Source organism: Longispora urticae, assembly GCF_053902585.1.
In genome coordinates this window covers 16,400-36,861 of sequence record NZ_JAQZSH010000013.1, presented here as the reverse complement: position 1 = coordinate 36,861, position 20,462 = coordinate 16,400, and the positions used below count along the sequence as shown (strand labels likewise).

Below are 20,462 nucleotides of genomic sequence, written 5' to 3'. Positions count from 1 at the left end.
CGCACCGGTGGCGGAATTCGTGCGCACGACCGGACGGTCCGCGGGGCCCGTGCTCCGACCGGGGTGGACCCGCCGGTGGAGGGCCCGACCGCGCGCCCGGCGTCCACCGGGCGGGCCCACAGGCTCGGTCAGTCCGAAGGATGATCATGGGGTGTCGCGAACACTCTCCGGTCGAGCGGCGAAGTAAGGCGAACCCCCGATCACGGAAGGAGAGTCCATGGATGTGGTGAGCACCCCGGTCGCCGTCGACGTGACCGACGCCGACGTCATCCGCCGCATGCGCGAGGACCCCGAAGGTTTCGCGGTCGTCTTCGACCGGCACTACCCCGCCATCCACGGGTACGCGAGCCGCCGGCTCGGCCCGGACCTGGCCGACGACGTGGCCGCCGAGACGTTCCTGCGCGCCTTCGACCAGTGGGAACGCTACGACGTCAGCCAGCGCAGCGCCCGGCCCTGGCTGTTCGGGATCGCGTCGAACCTGATCTCCGGCCACCAGCGGGCGGAGGCCCGCCGCTACCGGGCGCTGGCCCGGTCCGCCGGCGCCGAGGCGGAGACGCCCGCCGACCTGGACGGCCGGCTCGACGCCCAGGCCGTCCGGGCCCGGCTCGCCGAGGCGCTGGCCGGCCTCGCCCCCTCGGACCTCGAGGTGCTGCTGCTGGTCGCCTGGGCGGAACTGAGCGGCGAGGAGACCGCCCGCGCGCTGGGCATCCCCGCCGGCACCGTCCGCTCCCGGCTGCACCGGGCCCGTACCCGACTCCGCGACGCCCTCGGTGGCGCCGACCCCACCGCGATGGAAGAGGACTTCTGAATGGACGAGATCACCACCCTGCGGGAGAACTGGGACACCACGCCCCCGTCGGCCGAGGCCCGCGACCGCGCCCGGGCCGCCCTGCTGACCCGGATCGCCCGGCCGGCGGAGGCCCCGCTCGTGTCCGCCCGGCCCCGGAAGCGGACCGCGTGGGCCTGGCGGACCGGGATCGCCACCGCCGCGACCGCCGCCGTGCTCGGCGCGCTGTTCCTGGTCGGCGGCACCGACGCCGAGCGGCCCGCACCCGCCCCGGGCGCGCGGGACCGGCCGGCGGCCACCGGCGCCCCGACGAGGCCGGCACTCGAACTGGCCGCCGCGTACGCCTCCGGCCAACCCTTCACCGCGCCCCGGCCCGACCAGTGGATGTACGTCGAGCTGACGTCGCAGAACCCGGGCGGCATGGCCCGCTCCAAGGGGCAGCAGACGTCCTCGACCATCCGGTTCTGGCGGAAGGCCGACGGCACCCAGGAGGCCTGGCCCGACCAGAACGGCCAGCTCCGGATCAGCCCGACGACCGGCAGCACGCCACAGATCCCGGTCGACTACCCTACACTGGCCGCGCTGCCCACCGACCCGGCCGCGCTGATCGCCCGGCTGCACGAGCTGATCGAGAAGCCGGGCCTGCACCCCAGCGTCACGACGCCGTCGCCGCTGGACAAGCTCCCCGAGGCGGAGCTGAACGCCGCGACGTTCCACGCGATCGCGGGAATTCTCAGCAACACCCTGCTGCCCCCGGACGTCACGGCCGCCCTGTTGCAGGCCATGGGCATGATCCCGGGGCTGGTCCAGGCGCCCGCCCCGGAGACGATCGACGGCCGGCCGATGCTGTCGGTGGGCGCCGTCACGGAGGGCTGGCTGCGGCAGGACGTCCTGCTCGATCCGCAGACGCACGCCGTGCTCGGGTTCCGCGACGTCGCGGTCGCCGACCACACCCGGGACGTGGCGGGACAGAAGACGCTGATCCCCAACGGTGAGATCCAGTCGCTGAGGTTCCGCACGGCGGCCAGGTTCGTGGACGCGGCGGGCGCCACGTCCTGACCACCGCGGACCACCACGCCGGTTCGCGTGCGTGACCCGCCCCGCCGGACCTGTCCCGAGGCCGGCGGGGCGGGTGCCGGCCGTTGCGCGGGACCCGGGAACCGGAATCCCACCGGGCACCAGGCACCGTGTGACCGTTTTATGCCTTACACTTCCTTAGTGTCCTTATCGTGCGCGTACTCCGCCGTCGTTCGAAGGATGGCGGTCCGCGAACCCGCGGGATATCTGGCGGTCCGCCTGCTGCTCCCTCGCCCGATCCAGGACCACGCCCTGGCCATCGCGTGGTTCGTCTGCGCGACCGATGACATCGTGGACACCGGACCGGTCGGCGGACGTGCCGCGCGGTTCGCCGACTGGGACCGGCGGATCCGTGCGGCGCTGGCCGGCGCCAGTCCCGCCCGGCCCCGCGCGCTGGCCGCGTTCCTCAACACCGCCCGGGTCCGCGACCTGCCCGGCCCCCTGATCCTCGCGTGCCTCGACGGCCTGCGGGCCGATCTCACCTTCGCCAGTATCGCCTCCGAGCGCGACTACCAGTCCTACGTGGACCGGGTCACGATGCCCGCCCTCCGCCTGATCATGGCCGTGCATCCACTGGCTCGCGGCCCGGAGTTCACCGCGGCGCTGCGGCACCTCGCCGAGTCCTGCCAGCGGATCGACATCCTCGACGACCTGGCCGACGACCTGCGCGCCCGACGCCTGTTCCTGCCGGCCGACGAGCTGCGCGGCGTGGGCGTACGCCCCGAGGACCTCTTCGCCGGTCGTACCCCCCGGAGTCTGCGCCCGTTGCTCGCGGACTGGGCCGACCGGGCCCGCCAGGGGCTCCGCGCGGCCCGCCGGCTCATCCCGCTCGCGCCGGCCGAGCTGCGCCCGCTCGTCCAGGTGCTCGTCGGTGGGCACGAGGCCCGCCTGGCCGGCCTGGAGCGGGCGGGGCTGCGGATCCTCCGGCGCAAGGTACTGCCGCCGGTCATTCCGGCAATCCGGATCATCCTCCAGGGAAGGAAGTCGCGCGGTGACTGGTGAGCAGGCGTGGGAGTGTGCGGTGGCGCGGCGGTATTTCGGCCAGTGGCGGTTCCTCCCCGTGTTGATCCGGACGACCCTGCTCCAGAGCGCCCACCCGCAGATCGGCGCGGGGGTCACCGACTACTCGACGTTCCGGCCGCACCTGTGGCGCCGGTTCAACAACACCACGTCCAGCCTGCTCCGCCTGGTGTACGGCGACGCGGCGGACCAGGAGCGCGAGGTGACCCGGCTGGAACGGATGCACGCCCGGATCTCCGGCGTCGACGACCGGGGCCGGCCGTACTCCGCACTCGACCAGGGGTCCCAGGCCTGGGTCATCCTGACGATGTTCGACGCCGTCGTGACGATGTGCGACCTGTCCGGCGAGCCGATGCCCGACCCGGAGCAGGAGCAGCTCTACGCGGAGATGCTGGAGCTGGCCCGGATGTTCGGCGTCGGCGACGAGCACCTGCCGCCCACGGTCGCCGACTTCCGGGCGTACTTCGCCGAGATGGTCTCCGAGCACCTCGAGTACACCACCGCCGCGCGGACGCTGGTCGAGGAGTTCATCGCGAACATGCCCCGGCCCGAGCCGCTCGCGGCCTGGCAGCCGGTCTGGAACACCGTCCGTTCCGTCGCGACCGGTCCGGCCAACATGATCCTCAGGGCGCTGCTCCCCGCGGAGTTCCGCAGCCGCTTCGGCCTGGACGTGGCCTGGTACGCCGAACTCGTCACGGGCCTGCTGTTCCGGGCGACGGCCCTGGCCACGAAGGCCCTGCCGGTCCGCTGGACCTACCAGTCCTACGCCGCGGCCCGGCTCACGGGGCCCTCAGCCGCCGCCCGGGCGTCCGCCTTCTTCACCGAGGTCCTCGACCAGACCGGCAACGGCTTCGTCACCTGGCCGGACCTCGCGGCGATGGCCCGCCAGATCTCCGCCCAGTTCGACGTCGACCCGGACACCGAAGCCGAGCTCTACGCCGCTTTCGAGGGGTGGTGGCGCCAGCTGGCCGCGACGGCCGACGTGACCGGCGACGGCCGGATCGAACTCGCCGAGTGGCTGACCGTGGTCGGCGCGCTCGCCGCGACGCCCGCGGACGGAGACGAGCTCGACCGGGTGATCCGGGCGATGTTCCGCGCCGCGGACATCGACAAGGACGGCCGGCTGTCGGCGGAGGAGTACGTGACCCTGTTCGGCGGCCGGGCCGACCGCGACCGGGTCCTGGCGACCCTGGGGGAGCTGGACGCCGACGGGAACGGACTGATCGCCGAGGGCGAGTTCCGCGCGGCCATCCGGGCGTTCGTGCTGGGACGGCGCGGGTCGACCCTGGTGTCGAGCGTGCTGGCCGCTACCTGAGGAGGACGCGACGCCGTACGTGGCGGCGGCCACCCGAAGTGGGGGAGCAGGGCTTTACAGCCTGGTCGGAGAGGGCCAGGCTCAGGGGATGGTGGAGCCTGATGTGGCGCAGGCGTTGCGGATCGGACCCTTCCCCGTGGCGCTGGCGGTGGCGCTCGACGCCCGGGGACTGTCCCTGGAGACCCTGGCCGCCCGGTTGGCCGAACGTGGCCTGACGCTGTCCCGCGCGACGCTGTCCTACTGGCGTTCGGGGCGTTCCCAGCCCGAGCGCGCCGGCTCGCTGGAGGCGCTGTCCGCCGTGGAGGAGATCCTGGAGGTGCCCGCCGGCTCCCTGCACGCGTTGCTGCGCCCGAGGGGGGCGCCGGCCCGGTCCGTGCACTGGCCGGCCGGGTCGGTGCCGCGCCGCCGGCTGTGGCCGGCCCGGCCCGCCGCGTTGGCGGAGGTCAACGCGCCGCCGGACGGCCAGCTGGAGTTCCTGGCGGTGAACGACCTCTTCGTCGTGGAGGGCGTCTCCGGGGTACGGTTGCTGCGGGTCCGGCTGGTGGTGCGGGCACTCGTGGACGGGGTGGGCCGCACGGTCGTGTTCTACCAGGCCGACCGGCACGGCGAACCCCCGCGGTGGGGCGGGCTCGCGCACTGCCGTCCCGGTCGGGTCCGCACCGAGGGCCAGGTCACGGTCGCCGAACTGCTCTTCGACCGGCCGCTCGCCGCCGGGGAGTGCGCCGTGCTCGACTACGAACTGGTCTTCGCGGCGGACACCGACGTCTCCGACTGCTACCACCGCAGCTTCACCCGACCGTGCCGGCTGTGGACGTGCCAGGTGGGCTTCGTCGGGGACCTGCCGTCGCGGGTGTACCGGTTCCGCCAGCGCCACCAGGGCGATTCCTACCGCGATCTCCACGACGTGTGGCTGGGGCCGGACCGCACCGCGCTGGTCGTGGCCGAGGACGTCCGGCCCGGCCTCCTCGGCGTCGGCTGGCAGGCGTGACCGCCGACTGTTACCGCCGGGGTGCGTAACAGTTCGTACCCCCCTGTGAGCTGTGGCTCTTCCCGCCCCGTACCCATGTCAAGTTACGTTCTACAAGCCATTCGCATTGATGATCCTCGTTCGTAGGGTCTGGGTGTTCCGCCCACCCCTCACGATGGGACCACCCATGTCAACCACCCGAGCATTCCTGGCAGCCGGAGCGGCGACGCTGCTCCTGGCCCTGTCACCCGGCCTGGCGCACGCCGACGAGGCCGAGGCCGACGTGCGGCACGCCGCCCGCAACCCCGTTCCGGGCGCCTACCTGATCACGCTGAAGCAGAACGCGCTGACCGCGGCGGCCGCCCAGTCCACCGCCGAGGCGGCCGTCGCCCGCTACGGTGGCCGCCTGCACTCGGTGTACACCCGCACGATGACCGGCTACGCGGTCGAGGGCCTGTCGGAGCGGGCCGCCCGGCGGATCGCGGCCCGGCCCGAGGTCGCCTCCGTCGCGCAGTCCGGCACCGCCGGCGTCGGCGGGGCGGTCACCCAGCCCAACCCGCCCAACTGGGGCCTGGACCGCATCGACCAGGCCAGCCTCCCGCTGTCGAAGTCCTACACCTACGACGACGCGGCGGCCGGGCAGGGCGTCACGGTCTACGTCGTGGACACCGGGATCCGGTTCAGCCACACCGAGTTCGAAGGCAGGGCATCGGCGGGTACCGACCTGGTGGTCCCCTCGACCAACGGCTCGGACTGCCACGGCCACGGCACCCACGTGTCCGGCATCGCCGCCGGCAAGACGTACGGCGTGGCCAAGAAGGCCAAGCTGGTCTCCGTGCGCGTCCTCGGCTGCGACGGCATGGGCAAGGACATCGACGTGTCCAAGGCCGCCGAGTGGGTCACCGCCAACGCGGTCAAGCCCGCCGTGGTGAACCTGTCGGTGTACACCGACGACAAGGACATCGCCGCCGGCGCCATCCGGTCCTCGGTCCAGTCGGGCGTGCAGTGGTCCCTGATCACCGGCAACAACGGCGCCAACGCCTGCAACCACGGCCCCGGCGGCCAGGTCACCGAGGCGCTCCAGGTCGGCAACTCCACCTCCAGCGACGGCAAGGCCGGCGACTCCAACTACGGCACCTGCATGGACCTGCACGCGCCCGGCAGCAACATCCTCTCGGCGCACCACGGTTCCGACACCGCGACGACGACCATGTCCGGCACGTCCATGGCCGCCCCGCACGTCGCGGGCGCCGTCGCCACCTACCTGACCGGGCACCCGTCGGCCACCCCCGCCCAGGTGCACTCCTGGGTGATGGACAACGCGTCCACCGGCAAGCTGAACAACCTGCCGGCCGGCACCCCGAACAAGCTGCTGTACGTGCCGACGGGCGGCACCGAGCCGCCGACCGGTGACTACACGCTGTCGGCCAGCCCCACCTCGGCCACCGTCCAGGCCGGCGGCTCGGCCACCACGAGGATCACCGCCACCGCCACCACCGCCGGGCCGCCCCAGGGGGTCATCAACGGCACGCCGACCACCGTCGCCAAGTACCCGTTCATCATCTCCCAGCACCGCGCGGGCGGCGCGCGCCCGACCGAGCAGTCCTGCACCGGCAGCGTCGTGGCGAAGCGGATCGTCCTGATCGCCGCGCACTGCAAGTTCGCGCAGGGCGACAAGTACCTCGTCTACGGTCGCGACGACCTCGCCGACACGAACACGGGCACCCGGATCGAGATCGCCGAGTACCGCACGCACCCCAACTACAACGCGAGCGACGGCTGGCGGACCGGCTGGGACGTCGCGGTCATCATCGCCCAGTCGGACATCCCCACCCCCGCAGGCATGGCCTACCCGGCGGTGGCCAGATCCGGCGACACCCTGCCGGTCGGCACCCGGGGCACGGCCGTCGGCTACGGCAAGACCGACGCGAACGACACCAACCGCAACACGAAACTGAACGAGACCGTGCTGCCCGTCGCGGACGACCAGAACTGCAGGACCATCAACAACCAGTTCGACGCCCGGTACATGTTCTGCGACGGGTACGGCGACAACAGCACGGGCCTGTGCCAGGGCGACAGCGGCGGCCCGTACCTGTCCAACGGCAAGATCTACGGCGTCTTCTCCTGGCTGCGTACCGACTGCGCGTCCTACAACGCCCACGGCCGGCTGCACGGCGTGATGGGCGACTGGGCCAACGAGCAGATCGGCGGCACCACCCCGCCGACGGGTGACATCACCCTGTCCGCGAGCGGCCTGCCGAGCGGGGCCACGGCCACCTTCGACCCGACGACCGTCTCCGTGGGCGGCAGCGCCAACCTGACGGTCGCCACCAGCGCGAACACCCCGGCCGGCACCTACCCGATCACCGTCACCGGGACCAAGGGGCAGGCCACCGCGCAGACCACGTTCACCCTGACCGTGGGGTCGACCACCCCCACCAACCTGACTCTGGCCAACCCCGGCCTGCAGATCTCCAACGTGGGCAAACCCGTCACCCTGGCCCTGCGGGCCTCCGGCGGCAGCGCCCCCTACCGCTTCGCCGCCACCAACCTGCCCACCGGTCTCAGCGTCAACCAGACCACGGGCGTCGTCAGTGGCACCCCGACGGCCTTCCAGAACCGGAACGTCACCGTCACCGTCACTGACACGAGCGGACGCACCGCCCAGGTGACGTTCACCTGGTTCGTCTTTCCCTAGCCCCCGCGCATTCCGCGGTATTTAAGGTCGGGCACCACAGGGGAGGTACATCGGAATAGTCACTACAGCCCTGGTGGTAGTGCGTGTCTCCAACTTGTGCGGTATTGCCTTCCGCTCCGCGATAAACAAGATTTGAGGCACGCGGCCGGCAGGTGGGCCGACCGCCCGAAAACCAGGGGGACAAACGCAATGGCAATCCTGAAGAGACGGAAAGTCTCCTTGTTCGTCGCGACGCTGGCGGGTGTCGGGCTCGCCCTCGGCGCCTCCGGCATCGCGCACGCCGACGTGATCAACAGCTACTGGAACACCAACCCCGAGGGCGTGGCCGGCGCGAGCGGCGAGGGTGACCTGTGGAAGACCACCAGCGGCAGCAACTGGGACGTCCACGTCCGGGGCAAGGTCTGGGACACGGCGGGGGACAGCAAGAGCGCCCGCATCCGGGTCAAGGTCCGTAACTCGGGTGGCCAGATCAGCTACCACCGGGCGACCAACAGCGGCGGCCACAACTCGACTCCGAAGTCCTTCGAGTTCGGTTTCCGCAACGCCCAGAAGGTCTGGATCACGGAATGCACGTTCAACGTCTGGGGCGAGGACTGCGGCAAGGAATGGCAGATCTACTCCCGTTTCTAAACGGTACTGAATAGCGATACCGGGGCGGCCGCAAACGGCCGCCCCGGTATTCGGCAGTGTATTCACCTAGTCGTCGAGCTCGATTCCGTTGGCCGCCGCCGTCGCGATCACCTGCCGGATCTTCTCGGCGTCGCTCGCCGCCGCGCCCACCAGCGCGGACAGTTCCGCCAGGGCCTCCCGGTCGGGGCCGTAGGCGCAGAACATGCCGCCCTCCGGGTCGTAGTCGAACCGACCCTTGAGGCCCGGTGCCTCCGCGTCGACCAGGAGCCGGGCGACGCCTTCCCAGAAGTAGCCGTTCGGCTCGTGGCCCAGCTCCTCGACGAGGCGGTCGACGTCGGTGGTGCCCGCGTTCAACAGCAGCGAGTACCTGCCGGAGTCGGTCTCGATCAGCTTCAGCTCAGTCATCGGCGGATCCTGGCACGGCGGGGAGACGCGCGCAAACACGATTCAGTCCAGCACCCGGCCGGCGACCCGCGCACCGGCCCTGCCCAGCAGCTCCGCGCACCCCGCCTCCTCCGAGGTGTGCGCCGGATCGAGGTTCCGCCAGTGCGCGCCCGCCCTGGTCAGCGCGACCACCGCCTCCTCCTGCCGACCGGCGGCCAGATGCGCCTCACCGAGCACCGTCAACGCCTGCGCCAGGCCGAACGCGTCGCCCAGCCGGCCGTGGGTAGCGACGCACTCCGCCAGCATCGCGCACGCCTGATCGGGGTCCCCGCCCCGGATCAGCGCCTCGGCGATCGTGGTCCGCACGTACGTGGCGCGCAGCTCGTCGCCCGCGGACCGGAACAGCGCTTCGGCCTCCCGGCACGCCGCGACGCCGGCCGGGGCGCGACCGGTGGCGACGTACACCTCGCCCAGGAACTGCTGGTGCTGTGCCGTGAACCGGAGACACCCGATGGACCGGGCCATCGCCAGCCCCTCGGTGAACCGGGCCTCCGCCGCCCCGTACGCCGCGGCGTCGAGGTGCAGCATCCCGTCGAGGAGCAGCGCCCGCAGCAGGGCCAGCGGGTCGGTGTGCTCCCTGAGGTGTTCGAGCACCCCGGCGACCAGCCGGCACGCCTCGTCGTGGTCGTCGGTGAACCGGGCCAGCTCGGCGAGGGCGCAGTCGGTCAGCGCCAGGCCGTGCGGGTCGTCCAGGGCGGCGAACTCGGCCCGGGTCCGGCGCAACAGCCGTTCGAACAGGTCCAGGTCGTCATCGCGCGACGCCAGCCGGGCCAGCCCGAGCCGCAGGTACGCCACCCCGGTCCGGTCGCCCGCCAGCTCCGCCGCCTCCAGGGCGAGCAGATGGGTCCGGCGCCACTCGTCGAGGTCGCCGTGCAGGTCGAAGTAGCCCGCGGCGGTCGCGGCCAACGACCAGGCCAGCCCGGCCGCGCCCACCCTCGCGGCCTGCTGGACCGCCGCCACGATCCCGTCGCGCTCCGCCTCGAACCAGGCCAGCGGATCGGTGACCACCTCGCCCGCCAGCTCGGCCGGGTGCCGGTCCGGGACCTGCCACGGTCCCGCCTTGAGCTGGGCCTCCGCCCGCCTCGCGAGGGCCAGCCAGCCCGTGACGGCCCGGGTCACCGCCGCGGCGAGCGCGTCCGGGGGCTCCTCCTCGGCGGCGCGTTCCTTCGCGTACAACCGGACCAGGTCGTGGAACCGGAACCGGTCCGGGCCGCAGCTCTCGAGCAGGTGGCAGCCGGCGAGCACGTCGAGCAGGTCCTCGGCCTCGCGCGAGCCGACGCCGAGCATCGCGCGCACCACCCAGCTGGTGACGGTCCGGGCCTCCAGGGCGCCGAGCAGCCGGAACGTCCGGCGCTCGGGGCCGCCCAGGGTCCGGTAGCTCAGCTCCAGGCTGGCCCGGACCGCGAGGTCGCCGTGCGTCAGTTCGTCGAGGCGTCGGCGTTCGTCGGTGAGCCGGGAGGTCAGCCAGCCCAGCGTGCGCCCGGGCCGGCCGGCCAGTTTGGCACCCGCGACCCGCAGGGCCAACGGCAGATGCCCGCACAGCTGGGCCAGCACCCGGGCGTCGGCCGGCCGGTCCGCCCGGTGCTGGCCGACGATCCGGCGGAGCAGCTGGACCGACTCGTCCGGTTCGAGCACGTCCAGGCCGACGATCCGGGCGCCGGGCAGGCCGCTCAGCCGGATCCGGCTGGTGACGAGTACCGCGCAGGTCGGGCTGCCCGGCAGCAACGGCACCAGCTGGCTGTCCTCCGTCGCGTCGTCGAGCACCACCAGCAGCCGGCGGCCGGCGCACCGCTCCCGGAACATCGCCGCCCGGTCGGCCATCTCGACCGGGAGCGCGGAGCCGTGCACGTCGAGGGCGCGGAGCAGCCGGGCCAGGGCGTCGGCGGCGGACAGGCCGCGCAGGTTCAGGTACAGCCGGCCGTCGGGGAACGCACCGCCCAGGTTCTGCGCCACGTGCACGGCCAGGGTGGACTTGCCGACGCCCGCGTGCCCGACGAGGACCACGACGGGCAGCGCGTCGCGGGCCCCGGTCAGGGCCGCGCGGAGTGCGGTGACCTGGTGCGCGCGGCCCGTGAAGTCCGCGGTGTCGGCCGGCAGTTGCACCACGGGCGCCGGGCGGGCGGCGGGATCCGGCCCGGTCGGGCGCAGCGCGCGCAGGTGCGCGGCGTTCAGTGCCGCCCCCGGACCGACGCCCAGCTCCTCCGCCAGGCTCCGCCGGATCCGTTCGAAGGCGAGCAGCGCCGCGCTCTGCTGGCCGCTGGCCGTCAGCGCGTCGATGACCAGCGCGTGGACCCCCTCGTCGAGCGGCTGCGCGGCGGCGAGCGGCACGGCGAGGGTCAACGTCCGTTCCGGGTCCCCGTCGGCGAGCGCGGCGACCGCGCACCCGGTGACCGCGGCGACGCGTTCCCGGTCCAGTTCCGCCGCCAACTCGGCCAGGCCGGCCCTGGCCAGCGACCCGAGCGCCGGCCCGCGCCACAGTTCCAGGGCGTCCTCCAGCAGCGGGCGGGCACCGTCGGCCGCGGCCCGCAGCGTCCGGAACCGCTCCAGGTCGGTCGGAAGATCAGCCTCCAGGGTGTACCGGCCGGCCGCCGTCACCACCCGCACCGAGTCCCCGGCGTGCTCGGCGAGCCAGCGCCGCAACCGGTGCACCCCGACCTGGACGACCGTCTCGGGGGAACTGGTCGGGCGGGTGCCCCACGCCAGGGCGTACAACCGGTCGACGGACAGCGGGTGGTCGGCCACGGCGAGCGCCGCCAGGACCGCCCCGGACACCCCCGGCGGCGCGGCCAACCGGCGGCCACCGATGTCCAGGCAGACGTCACCGAGCACGAGCACCGTCATCCGTACACCCCGTGACTTGCGAAGACGGAACCTTACCTCCACATCAGACATTGAAAGGCGTTAGTAAGTCCAGTGCTGTGTATTGAACGGGTCAACGACCCTTCCATCATTGGGGGACACGTGAGAACCACACAGAGGATCCTCGTCGCGCTCAGCATGTTCGCGATGCTGCTCGGCGGGCTCAGCGGCACGGCCAGCGCCGCCACCGCCGAGGCGCGGACACCCGCCAGCCCGGCCGCGGTGTGGTCCTGCCCCGGCGCCACGTTGTGCGTCTGGGACCAGGAGGACGGAGCCGGCCGGCGGTGTACCTGGAACAGCGCCGACAACGACTGGCGCAACGGCAGCGTGCGCTGCTCGTGGTCCACCAACAACAACGTCGGTTCGATCTACAACACCACGGGCTACTTCGCCTGGTTCTACTTCGACGCGAACTACCAGAACCTGGCCGGCTGCATCCCGGCCAACACGATGTGGGACCAGGTCGGACTGAACCTGCGGTCGCACGAGTTCAGGTCCTACAGCTGCTACTAGGGGCTCCGGCTCCGTGGGGTGGTCGACGTCCGGGTGGCCGGGCGTCGACCGCCGCGATCAGGACCGTGGCCACGGGGCGGACAGCGGGCGGGCGGCCTGCGGCCACGGACCTGGTCCCTGTCCGGCCGCCGGCCACGGACCTGATCGCACACCCGGCCGCCGGCCACCGACCTGATCGCACGGTCCCGGCCGCCGGCCAGTTCACCGGACCTGTCTCGCGCCTGCCGGGGAGTCGGCCAGCAGCCCGGCGACGGACCTGGACGCTCGACATGATCGAGTAGGGTGCCGGCCATGGTGAACGAATCTCCGACCGACGGGGACCCGGGCGGGCCGGTGCCCGGAGCGCGGCGCCGCCGCCTGATCTGGACCGGCGCGCTGGTGACGGGTGTCCTGGTCGTGGCCGGCGGACTCGCCCTGGCACTCCGGCCGGAGCGGGGCGGGGCACCGGCCGCGCATCGTTCCCCGGGACCGCCGCACGGCGCCTCGACACCGCGGGAGCTGGGGCTGGTCTTCCTCGACCCCCAGCGGGGATACAGCCTCGCGGCCAGATGCGGGGCCGACGGAGTCTGCGGGACGCACCTCGGGCGCACCGACGACGGCGGCCGGCACTGGTCGTGGCACCGGCTACCCGAGACGGTCGTGCGCAGTGCCTCGCCGCAGGGCGAGACCACCAGCAGCGGCGAGCCGCGGTTCCAGGTCGTGTCCGCTTCCGGGGTGGTCGTCGACCTCAGCGACACAGACCGGCTGGTGACCACCGACGACGGAGTGACATGGACTCCGCAGTCCACCGCGCCGCAGGGCACCGTCGAGGAGCTTCCCCCGGGAGCGGGTGTGACGGCCTCGGTCGGCTCGGGCCCCGGGGAGATCAGGCTGACGGCGACCCGTCCGGACGGAGCCGCCGTGCTGCTGGCACATCCACCGGAGGCCCGGGTGCGTGGATTCGCCGCGACTGTGGCGAACCAGGGCGGTGTGCTGTGCGTGAGCGCCCAGGACGCCAGCGGCCACGTGCTGCTGGTCAGCCGTGACCGTGGCCGCACCTGGCAGACCGTTCCCGTCCCGCGGGAGGTGGCGATGGACGGCCTGGCCCGCGGCAAGGTCCACCCGGCCGCCGGCGTGATCTACCTGCCCGACGACAGCAACCGCAGGGTGTGGCGCCACGACGGCACCGGGTGGACGTCGTTCGACCTGCCCGCGAAGAGCACGGGCTCGTCCATCCCGCCGATCTCCACGGCCCGCCAGGACGGAGTCGACGGCCTGATCGTCGCGGACTCCGCCACGGCCGCCGTCTACGAGGTCAGCGGAGCGGGCGTGAAGAAGATCCTGGACGGGAGGTCGCCGATGCTCACGGTCGGTGCGGCGGGCACCCTGATGACCGGACAGGGCATGGCGCGCGGCGACGGCGGCGCCTCCGGTTCCGACACCGTCCTGCTCTCCGCCGACGGGCGTACCTGGACGGAACTACGGTACTGATCGACCGGTCCGGCCCGGCGACCCCGCGGGGCCCCCGCACGGGACACGGAGGCGAACGCGCGGGTCAGGCGTCGTGCACCGTCCACCCCGCGCGGTGCGCGACCGCCGCCGCCTCGGTCCGGCTCGCCGCGCCCAGCTTCGCCAGGATCCTCGACACGTGCACCCCGGCCGTGTTCTGAGAGATCCCCAGCTCACGGCCGACCTGCCGGTTGCTGAGCCCCCGCGCGACCAGGACCAGGACCTGCCGCTCGCGGTCGGTGAGGCCGTGCGGGGCCGGCGGCGGATCGAGTAGGTCCGCGATCCGGCCGGCCAGGGGCGCGGCACCCAGGTCGGCGGCGATCGCGGCGGCCTCGGTGAGCGCGGCGCGGGCCGCCTCCCGGTCACCGGACCGACCCGCCGCGCGCCCCGCGTCCGCCAGGGCACGCGCGGTGGGGTACGGCTGCCCCAGTGCCCGCCAGGCGTCGGCCACCGCCAGCCACTCGCCCGGCCCGGCGTCGTCGAGGACGGCGCGCGCCTCGGCGAGCTGCGCGCGCGGCACCGGGCCGCTCACCTCCTGCCGGTCGAGGAGCGCCCGCAGCGCCGCGCGTTCGGTGCCGCCGACGGCGCGGGCGGCGTCCGCGAGGCAGGTGCGGAACGGATCCAGGCTGGTGGCGGCGAACAGCGCGTCGAGTACCCGCCGGGGGTCGAACCCGCTGTCCGGCTCGGCGGCCAGCCGCAGCGCCGGGTACAGCCAGTCCTCCTCCAGCAGTTCGGGCCGGCCGGACGCCGCCTGGATCTCCTCCACCTCCGCCAACGCCGCCAGCGCCTGCGGCCACAGTCCCTGGGCGGCGTCGAGCTGTGCGCGCGCCGCGACCAGCACACACCGCACCAGCAGCGCCGGCTCGGCCGCCAACGTCTCGGCGATCAGGGCCCGGGCCCGGATCCACCGCCCCCGGTCGACGAGGATGTCCACCAGATAGGACGCGACCACCGCGCCCCGCCCCTTGTCCTGACCGAACCGGCGGGCCACGGTCAGCCCCCGGCTCGCCGCCGCCTCCGCCGCCGCCAGGTCACCGACCCGGGCGGACAAGTCGGATTCGTACGTGCAGACCGTCAACAGGAGGTCGTGGTCGCCGGACGCCTCCGCCAGCCGGCCCGCCTCGGTCAGGGGCCCCCGCCAGTCGTCCGTGCCGACGATCCGGGCCCGGTACGTGGCCAGCAGCAGCTGCCCGCGCGCCCGCAGCACCAGGTCGCCGGTCGCCTCGCCGATCGCGATCGTCTCCTCGGCCATCCGCAGCTCGCCGTCCGGGCCGCCCTGGAAGAACCGGGCACTGGCCAGGGTGGACAGCACCCGGCCCCGTACCACGCTCATGCCCTCGGCCGGCAGCAGTTCCGCGGCGGCGGCCAGGTCGGGGCCGCCGTCGGCGTTGGAGCGGAACCGCAGCCGGCCCCGGATCTCCAGCATCGAGGCGACCCGCTCCGGCTCCGCCGGGTCCAGCAGCTCCAGCGCGGCCGTGGCCAGCTCCACCCCGCGCGGGTACTCCCCGGCGTGCTGGCACGCGTCGACAGCCTGTTCCAGCAGCTCCAGGCGCTCGGCGGGGTCCGCGTCGGCGAGCACCAGCTCCAGGGCGCGCAGCCGCTCGGCCGGGGCGTGGGACACCCGGGCCTCCTCGGCGGCGCGGCGGGCGGCCCCGGCGGCGCGCGCCCGGTCGCCGGCGGCGTGCCAGTGCGCGGCCACCTCGGCCGCCGGCGCACCCTGGACGGCCAGGGCCTCCGCGCACCGGGCGTGCAGGCGGACCCGCTCGCCGGGCAGCAGGGTCTCGTAGGCGGCGGCGCGGATCAGGGCGTGCCGGAAGGCGTAGCCGTGCCCGGAGACGACCAGCAGCCGCCGGTCCACGAGGGGGCGCAACGCCGCGTCCAGGTCCGGCCCGGGCAGGCCGACCACACTGGCCAGTACCGGATGCGACACCTCCCGGCCGAGCGCGGAGGCGCCCCGCAGGACCGTCCGACTCCGGTCGTCCATCCGGGTCAGGCCGGCCAGGAGCAGGTCGCGGGCCGATTCCGGCGTGGTCGTCGTGCCGCCGGTCTCCAGGGCCTCCACGAACAGCGGGATGCCCTCGCTGCGCCGGTGCACCCTGGCCACCGTCGCCGGATCGGGCTCCCGGCCGCTCAGCGCGCGCAGCAGCAGCGCCACCTCGTCCTGGTCGAGCCGGGCCAGTTCCAGCCGGGTCGCGCCCGCCCGGGACAGCCCGCCGAGCAGGGCCGAGATCCCGTCGGTCTCCTCCGTGCGGTACGTCGCCACGAGCAGCAGCCCGGGGCGGCGCAGGTTCCGGCCGAGGAACGAGGCGAGTTCCAGGGTGGACACGTCCGCCCAGTGCAGATCCTCCAGGACCAGCACGGTCGGCGCGGACCCGGCGGCGTACTCCAGCAGGGCCAGCACCTCCTCGTAGAGCAGGGCACGGCCCGCGGGCCCCGGATCCTCGTCGGCCGGACCCAGCACCGGCAGCCACCGGGCCAGCCGCCGCGCCCCGCCGGGCAGCGCGCCGGTCACCCGCTCCGCCCCGAACGCGCGGACCAGGTCCCGGGCGACGGTGACGAACGGCGCGTGCGGCAGCCCCGCCGCCTCCGGGCACAGCCCGGTCAGCACCCGCGCGTCGGCGCCCAACCGGGCGGTGAACTCGGCGACCAGCCGGGTCTTGCCGATGCCCGCCTCACCGCCGACCAGCACCACCCCGCCCCCGGTCGACGCCCGCACCCATGCCGCCTCCAGCGCGGCCAACTCGGCCGCCCGCCCCACGAAGCCCTCGATCATGGCGCCCAGGGTAATGAGAACTCGCAATGGCCGGACCGGCCTCTTTACGACCAGGCTCAGGGCATGACCGAGAAGATCACCGAGTACACCCTGAACATCCCCCAGGCCGACCTCGACGACCTGGCCGACCGGTTGGAGCGGGTCCGCTTCACCGACGAGATCCCCGACGCCGACTACGGGGTGGGGCTCGCCCGGCTCCGCCGCCTCGTCGGCCGGTGGCGGGACGGCTTCGACTGGCGGGCCGTGGAGGCCCGGCTCAACGCGTACCCGCAGTACGTGACGGAGATCGACGGGCAGAACGTGCACTTCCTGCACGTCCGCTCCGCCGAACCCGACGCGCTGCCGCTGGTCCTCACGCACGGCTGGCCCGGCTCCGTCCTGGAGTTCGAGCGGCTCATCGGCCCGCTCACCGACCCCCGCGCGCACGGCGCGGACCCCGCGCAGGCGTTCCACCTGGTCATCCCGTCCCTGCCCGGGTTCGGACCCTCCGGCCCGACGACCGAGCCCGGCTGGGGTACGGACCGCACCGCCCGCGCCTGGGCGGAGCTGATGGCCCGGCTCGGCTACGACCGCTACGGCGCGGTCGGCAACGACGCGGGCTCGATGGTCTCCCCGGAGATCGGCCGGCACTTCCCGGAGCGCGTGGTCGGCGTACACGTCACGCAGCTCTTCTCCTTCCCGTCGGGCGACCCGGCGGAGATGGCCGACCTCACCGAGGAGGAGCAGGCCGCCCTGGGGGTGCTCGGCTGGTTCTGGGAGCACAAGGGCGCGTTCAACGTCCTGCAGTCCCAGCAGCCGCAGACCCTGGCCCACGCCCTCGCCGACTCACCCGCCGGGCTGCTCGGCTGGCACCTGCAGCTGCTCGACGAGGACCTCGACGACGAGTTCGTGCTGGCCAACGCCGCGATGTACTGGCTGACCCGGACCGCGGGCTCCGCCATCCGGTTCTACGCCGAGAACGCCCGCGCCGGTCACGGCCCGACCGGTCCGACCACTGTGCCGACCGGGCTGTGCGCGGCGGGCTCCGGGGACTTCGCGTCGATCCGCCGGTTCGCCGAGCGCGACCACGCGGCGATCGTGTCCTGGAACGTGCACAAGGAGATCACCGGCCACTACGCGGCGCACACCCATCCGGAGACCGTCACCGAGGACGTGCGGGCCTTCTTCGCCGGCCTGCGCTGAGCCTGTCGAGTCCGGCCCCGGGACCTGTGTCCCGGGGCCGGTCCGGCGTGCTCCACCGGTGCGGGCGGCTGTGCCTTCCGGCAGTCCACGAGCCGCCCGGGTCAGTGCCGCAGTGTGCTCAGGTCGGTGGCCACCCGGCGGGCGGTCCGGTCGTAGAAGGCTCCGGCCCGGTCGCCGAGCATCGGCAGGTGTCCGAGGATCTCCAGCATGACCAGCCCGTGCAGCTGCGCCCACAGGGCCAGGCCCCAGCCGAGGGCGCCCGCGGGCAGGCCGGTGCCGGACAGGTCGCCCGCCCGGGCCAGGGCCGCGTCGAGGTCGGGGTCCGCCTCCCGCGGGGTGACGCGTTCGAGGTCGCCGGGTGTCCAGCCGCCGAAGATCGCGGTGCTGAACGCCGCGCCGAGTCGGCGGGCCGCCGCGCTGGTCGGGCCCTGGGCGGGTGCGGCGTACCCGGGGACCGGCGTGCCGAAGATCAGGAGGAACCGGGACCGGTGGTCGAGGGCCCATTCCCGGTACGCCGTGGCGGCGGTGACCAGGTCGGCCGGCCGGGCGGCTTCCACGGCGGCGGCGAGTTCGGTGTGCGCGTCGGTGACGAGGGCGGTGATCAGGTCCTCGCGGCTGGGGAAGTAGTGGTAGAGCGACTGCACGGTCAGGCCGACCTCGCGGGCGACGCCCCGCAGGGTCATCGCGCTGGGGTCGGCGGCCAGGTGGCGGACGGCGACCGCCTTGATCTCGTCGATGGTCGCGGCGCGTTTGCGGTCGCGCAGCGAGGGCTGGGTCGAGGTCACGGCTCAATCTAACGCATCCCGGGTTGACTGACACTGTCAGGTAAATCTAACATTGCTCGAAACTGCTCCCGGGAAGGCCGCCACATGATCACCATCCGACGCTCAGTCGCCACCCTGTTCACCCTCGAGGCCCTGCTCATCGCCGTCCCGCTCGTCGTGCTCGGCCGGGCGGTCAACTGGCCGCAGGGCCTCGGAGACCCCGCCTCGGTGATCCTGCCGCTGGTCGCGGCGAACGAGCCGGGCCTGCGGATCGGCTATCTCTTCTACCTGGGGTACTCGCTGCTGTTCCTGCCCGTCATCGCGGTCGCCGTGACCGTCGGGGGCCGCGCCAACGAGCCCGTCGCCCGACTGGCCGTGCTGCTCGCCGGGCTGTCGAGCCTCGCCCGTGGGGTCGGCATCCTCCGCTGGCTGACCGCCATGCCCACCCTCGCCGACAGCTGGGCCGACCCGGCGCTGCGACCCACGATCGCCCTGCAGTACCAGGTACTCAACGACTTCGGCGGCGGCATCGGCGAGCTGCTGGGCGTCGCCGCGTTCGGGGCCGCCGCGGTGGGCTGCGCGACGGCGGCCCTCCGGGCGACCGTGCCCACCTGGCTGACCTGGATCGGCGCGGGCGCCACCCTGCTGGCCAGCCTGCCCCTGGTCGAACTCGGCGGCGTCGACGCCGGGCCGCTCACCTCGCTCGGCGTCACCGCGGTCGCGATCTGGCTGCTCGGCCTCGCCGCCGTCACCGTGCGGCGGACCCACCGGGGTTGAACCCGGTGCGGCTCACGGACGGGGAGCCGTCAGCCGCCCGGACAGCTGGGGCCACCCTCGCCGCTGGTCTCCTGGCACACGTAGGGCGCGGGAGGCTCCGGCGCGGGCGGGTTCATGTTCCGGTACGCCGGACCGACAACGGTCACCCCGACAATCAGGGTCAGCACGGCGAGGAGGGCGTAGATCCTGGCGGCCAGGTATCGCCGCCCCAGAGCCGCCGTCGCGGCGATGACCGTGGGTCCGGCGACCAGGAGGATCCCGCCCGACAGGATGATCTGACTGACGCGATCCTGGAGGCGGTCGGCCTCCGCCTCGGTGGACCCGCTGTGGAAGTTGGCCCACTGTTCCATGCCGGCACTGAACGCCAACCCGGCGAGCACCACCAGGCCGCCGATCCACAGCAGGGTCAGCACAGCGATGGCGGCGGCGGACCAGGGCGCCGCGCGTTCACGTTCATACATGCGTCGAACACTAGATCCGACGCGCGACCACCACCTGAGTACCAGTACTCAGAGGTGCGTTCAAGGCCCAGGCCGACGGTGGACGCGTGGCCACGACAGGTCTACGCGGGCCTGCCCGGCGGGGAACTCCGGTCCACGGGCAGCTCGCTCGCCGACAACAGCCCCCGGACCGGGCCGACCACCGCCCTCCGGGCCTCATCGGCCTGGTCGACGATGACCGCGCACCCTCCCCACTGGCCGCCGCACTCGAGCACCATCTCCCGCACCGCCGCGGCCTGGCTACCCGTCTCGATCCAGTCGTCCACGAGCAGCACGCGATCGGTCGAGGTGACCGAGGCGCGCTGGAGCAGGAGCGTGTGCCGCAGGCCCCGATAGTCGGGAGACGCCTTCCGCGTCACCTTGTCCCCGGGAAAGAGCCCCCCGGCTTTGCGCACCGGGACGAATCCGACGCCCAACGCCACGGCGGCGGCTCCGCCCAGCAGGAATCCCCGCGATTCGACGCCACAGACCGCGGTGATCCCCGACTCCCTGAACGGGGACACGAGATCCGAGACGACGGCGGCCAGCGTCACGGAGTCCCGGAACGCCGCCCACACGTCGGCGTGTCCGTCGATCCACCGAAAACGGTCCAACACGAGATCCCGGGAACTGGTCGGCATGTCGGCGAGCCTTCCAGCCATCGCCTGCAGGATCAAACCAGTTCG

17 protein-coding genes are annotated in these 20,462 nt (G+C 73.5%); 11 read left to right on the top strand and 6 right to left on the bottom strand.

Translation table 11 applies throughout. The annotated features are described in order from the left end of the window. Positions 1–217: 217 nt before the first annotated feature. The 7 genes from PT931_RS07205 to PT931_RS07175 all read left to right on the top strand — a co-directional run bounded on the left by PT931_RS07205 (position 218) and on the right by PT931_RS07175 (position 8,497). The gene (locus PT931_RS07205; RefSeq protein WP_456244892.1) at positions 218–808 is read left to right on the top strand and encodes an RNA polymerase sigma factor; all 591 of its coding nucleotides are present in this window, start codon (positions 218–220) and stop codon (positions 806–808) included. Further along, positions 809–1,846, top strand: coding sequence for a CU044_5270 family protein (locus PT931_RS07200; RefSeq protein ID WP_456244891.1), 1,038 nt, complete (start codon positions 809–811; stop codon positions 1,844–1,846). 159 nt (positions 1,847–2,005) lie between these two features. Next, the gene (locus tag PT931_RS07195) at positions 2,006–2,866 is read left to right on the top strand and encodes a squalene/phytoene synthase family protein (protein ID WP_456244890.1); all 861 of its coding nucleotides are present in this window, start codon (positions 2,006–2,008) and stop codon (positions 2,864–2,866) included. Next, complete coding sequence (locus PT931_RS07190) at positions 2,856–4,199, top strand: oxygenase MpaB family protein (protein WP_456244889.1); 1,344 nt, start codon at positions 2,856–2,858, stop codon at positions 4,197–4,199. The genes PT931_RS07195 and PT931_RS07190 overlap by 11 nt, the downstream gene beginning before the upstream one ends. 88 nt (positions 4,200–4,287) lie before the next feature. Further along, complete coding sequence (locus PT931_RS07185) at positions 4,288–5,187, top strand: helix-turn-helix domain-containing protein (protein ID WP_456244888.1); 900 nt, start codon at positions 4,288–4,290, stop codon at positions 5,185–5,187. A 166-nt stretch (positions 5,188–5,353) separates the two neighbouring features. Beyond that, positions 5,354–7,867, top strand: coding sequence for a S8 family serine peptidase (locus PT931_RS07180; protein WP_456244887.1), 2,514 nt, complete (start codon positions 5,354–5,356; stop codon positions 7,865–7,867). A gap of 219 nt (positions 7,868–8,086) precedes the next feature. Beyond that, positions 8,087–8,497, top strand: coding sequence for a hypothetical protein (locus PT931_RS07175; RefSeq protein WP_456244886.1), 411 nt, complete (start codon positions 8,087–8,089; stop codon positions 8,495–8,497). A 66-nt stretch (positions 8,498–8,563) separates the two neighbouring features. Here PT931_RS07175 and PT931_RS07170 read toward each other — a convergent pair whose 3' ends face one another. Together PT931_RS07170 and PT931_RS07165 are read right to left on the bottom strand one after the other, a co-directional pair. Beyond that, positions 8,564–8,902: an Imm51 family immunity protein gene (locus tag PT931_RS07170; RefSeq protein ID WP_456244885.1), complete on the bottom strand. Its 339-nt coding sequence runs from the start codon at positions 8,900–8,902 to the stop codon at positions 8,564–8,566. A 42-nt stretch (positions 8,903–8,944) separates the two neighbouring features. Next, on the bottom strand, positions 8,945–11,782 hold the full coding sequence (locus PT931_RS07165) for an ATP-binding protein (protein ID WP_456244884.1): 2,838 nt from the start codon (positions 11,780–11,782) through the stop codon (positions 8,945–8,947). 120 nt (positions 11,783–11,902) lie between these two features. On the opposite strand from PT931_RS07165, the gene PT931_RS07160 reads away from it, so the two are divergent. After that, positions 11,903–12,313, top strand: a complete 411-nt coding sequence (locus tag PT931_RS07160; RefSeq protein WP_456244883.1) for a peptidase inhibitor family I36 protein — start codon at positions 11,903–11,905, stop codon at positions 12,311–12,313. A gap of 291 nt (positions 12,314–12,604) precedes the next feature. After that, the gene (locus PT931_RS07155; RefSeq protein WP_456244882.1) at positions 12,605–13,783 is read left to right on the top strand and encodes a hypothetical protein; all 1,179 of its coding nucleotides are present in this window, start codon (positions 12,605–12,607) and stop codon (positions 13,781–13,783) included. Between the two features lie 64 nt (positions 13,784–13,847). Here the strand turns inward: PT931_RS07155 and PT931_RS07150 are convergent, their stop codons facing one another. Next, the gene (locus tag PT931_RS07150) at positions 13,848–16,574 is read right to left on the bottom strand and encodes an ATP-binding protein (protein WP_456244881.1); all 2,727 of its coding nucleotides are present in this window, start codon (positions 16,572–16,574) and stop codon (positions 13,848–13,850) included. 63 nt (positions 16,575–16,637) lie between these two features. Here PT931_RS07150 and PT931_RS07145 point away from each other — a divergent pair, with 63 nt between their 5' ends. Continuing rightward, positions 16,638–17,756 (top strand): epoxide hydrolase family protein, encoded by a 1,119-nt coding sequence (locus PT931_RS07145; RefSeq protein ID WP_456244880.1) that lies wholly within the window; start codon positions 16,638–16,640, stop codon positions 17,754–17,756. 101 nt (positions 17,757–17,857) lie between these two features. On the opposite strand, the gene PT931_RS07140 is transcribed toward PT931_RS07145, so the two are convergent. Further along, the gene (locus tag PT931_RS07140; protein ID WP_456244879.1) at positions 17,858–18,541 is read right to left on the bottom strand and encodes a TetR/AcrR family transcriptional regulator; all 684 of its coding nucleotides are present in this window, start codon (positions 18,539–18,541) and stop codon (positions 17,858–17,860) included. An 84-nt stretch (positions 18,542–18,625) separates the two neighbouring features. Here PT931_RS07140 and PT931_RS07135 point away from each other — a divergent pair, with 84 nt between their 5' ends. Further along, complete coding sequence (locus PT931_RS07135) at positions 18,626–19,297, top strand: DUF4386 family protein (RefSeq protein WP_456244878.1); 672 nt, start codon at positions 18,626–18,628, stop codon at positions 19,295–19,297. Positions 19,298–19,326: 29 nt separating this feature from the next. Here the strand turns inward: PT931_RS07135 and PT931_RS07130 are convergent, their stop codons facing one another. Together PT931_RS07130 and PT931_RS07125 are read right to left on the bottom strand one after the other, a co-directional pair. Beyond that, positions 19,327–19,758, bottom strand: coding sequence for a hypothetical protein (locus tag PT931_RS07130; RefSeq protein ID WP_456244877.1), 432 nt, complete (start codon positions 19,756–19,758; stop codon positions 19,327–19,329). 101 nt (positions 19,759–19,859) lie between these two features. Next, the gene (locus PT931_RS07125) at positions 19,860–20,438 is read right to left on the bottom strand and encodes a phosphoribosyltransferase (protein WP_456244876.1); all 579 of its coding nucleotides are present in this window, start codon (positions 20,436–20,438) and stop codon (positions 19,860–19,862) included. Between the last annotated feature and the right edge of the window lie 24 nt (positions 20,439–20,462).

Excerpts from the sequence above, each read along its gene's own strand:
- PT931_RS07180 (WP_456244887.1), top strand. The coding sequence starts at position 5,354 with ATGTCAACCACCCGAGCATTCCTGGCAGCCGGAGCGGCGACGCTGCTC.
- PT931_RS07200 (WP_456244891.1), top strand. The coding sequence starts at position 809 with ATGGACGAGATCACCACCCTGCGGGAGAACTGGGACACCACGCCCCCG.
- PT931_RS07155 (WP_456244882.1), top strand. The coding sequence starts at position 12,605 with ATGGTGAACGAATCTCCGACCGACGGGGACCCGGGCGGGCCGGTGCCC.
- PT931_RS07165 (WP_456244884.1), bottom strand. The coding sequence starts at position 11,782 with ATGACGGTGCTCGTGCTCGGTGACGTCTGCCTGGACATCGGTGGCCGC.
- PT931_RS07130 (WP_456244877.1), bottom strand. The coding sequence starts at position 19,758 with ATGTATGAACGTGAACGCGCGGCGCCCTGGTCCGCCGCCGCCATCGCT.
- PT931_RS07170 (WP_456244885.1), bottom strand. The coding sequence starts at position 8,902 with ATGACTGAGCTGAAGCTGATCGAGACCGACTCCGGCAGGTACTCGCTG.
- PT931_RS07145 (WP_456244880.1), top strand. The coding sequence starts at position 16,638 with ATGACCGAGAAGATCACCGAGTACACCCTGAACATCCCCCAGGCCGAC.
- PT931_RS07150 (WP_456244881.1), bottom strand. The coding sequence starts at position 16,574 with ATGATCGAGGGCTTCGTGGGGCGGGCGGCCGAGTTGGCCGCGCTGGAG.
- PT931_RS07135 (WP_456244878.1), top strand. The coding sequence starts at position 18,626 with ATGATCACCATCCGACGCTCAGTCGCCACCCTGTTCACCCTCGAGGCC.
- PT931_RS07205 (WP_456244892.1), top strand. The coding sequence starts at position 218 with ATGGATGTGGTGAGCACCCCGGTCGCCGTCGACGTGACCGACGCCGAC.
- PT931_RS07125 (WP_456244876.1), bottom strand. The coding sequence starts at position 20,438 with ATGGCTGGAAGGCTCGCCGACATGCCGACCAGTTCCCGGGATCTCGTG.
- PT931_RS07185 (WP_456244888.1), top strand. The coding sequence starts at position 4,288 with ATGGTGGAGCCTGATGTGGCGCAGGCGTTGCGGATCGGACCCTTCCCC.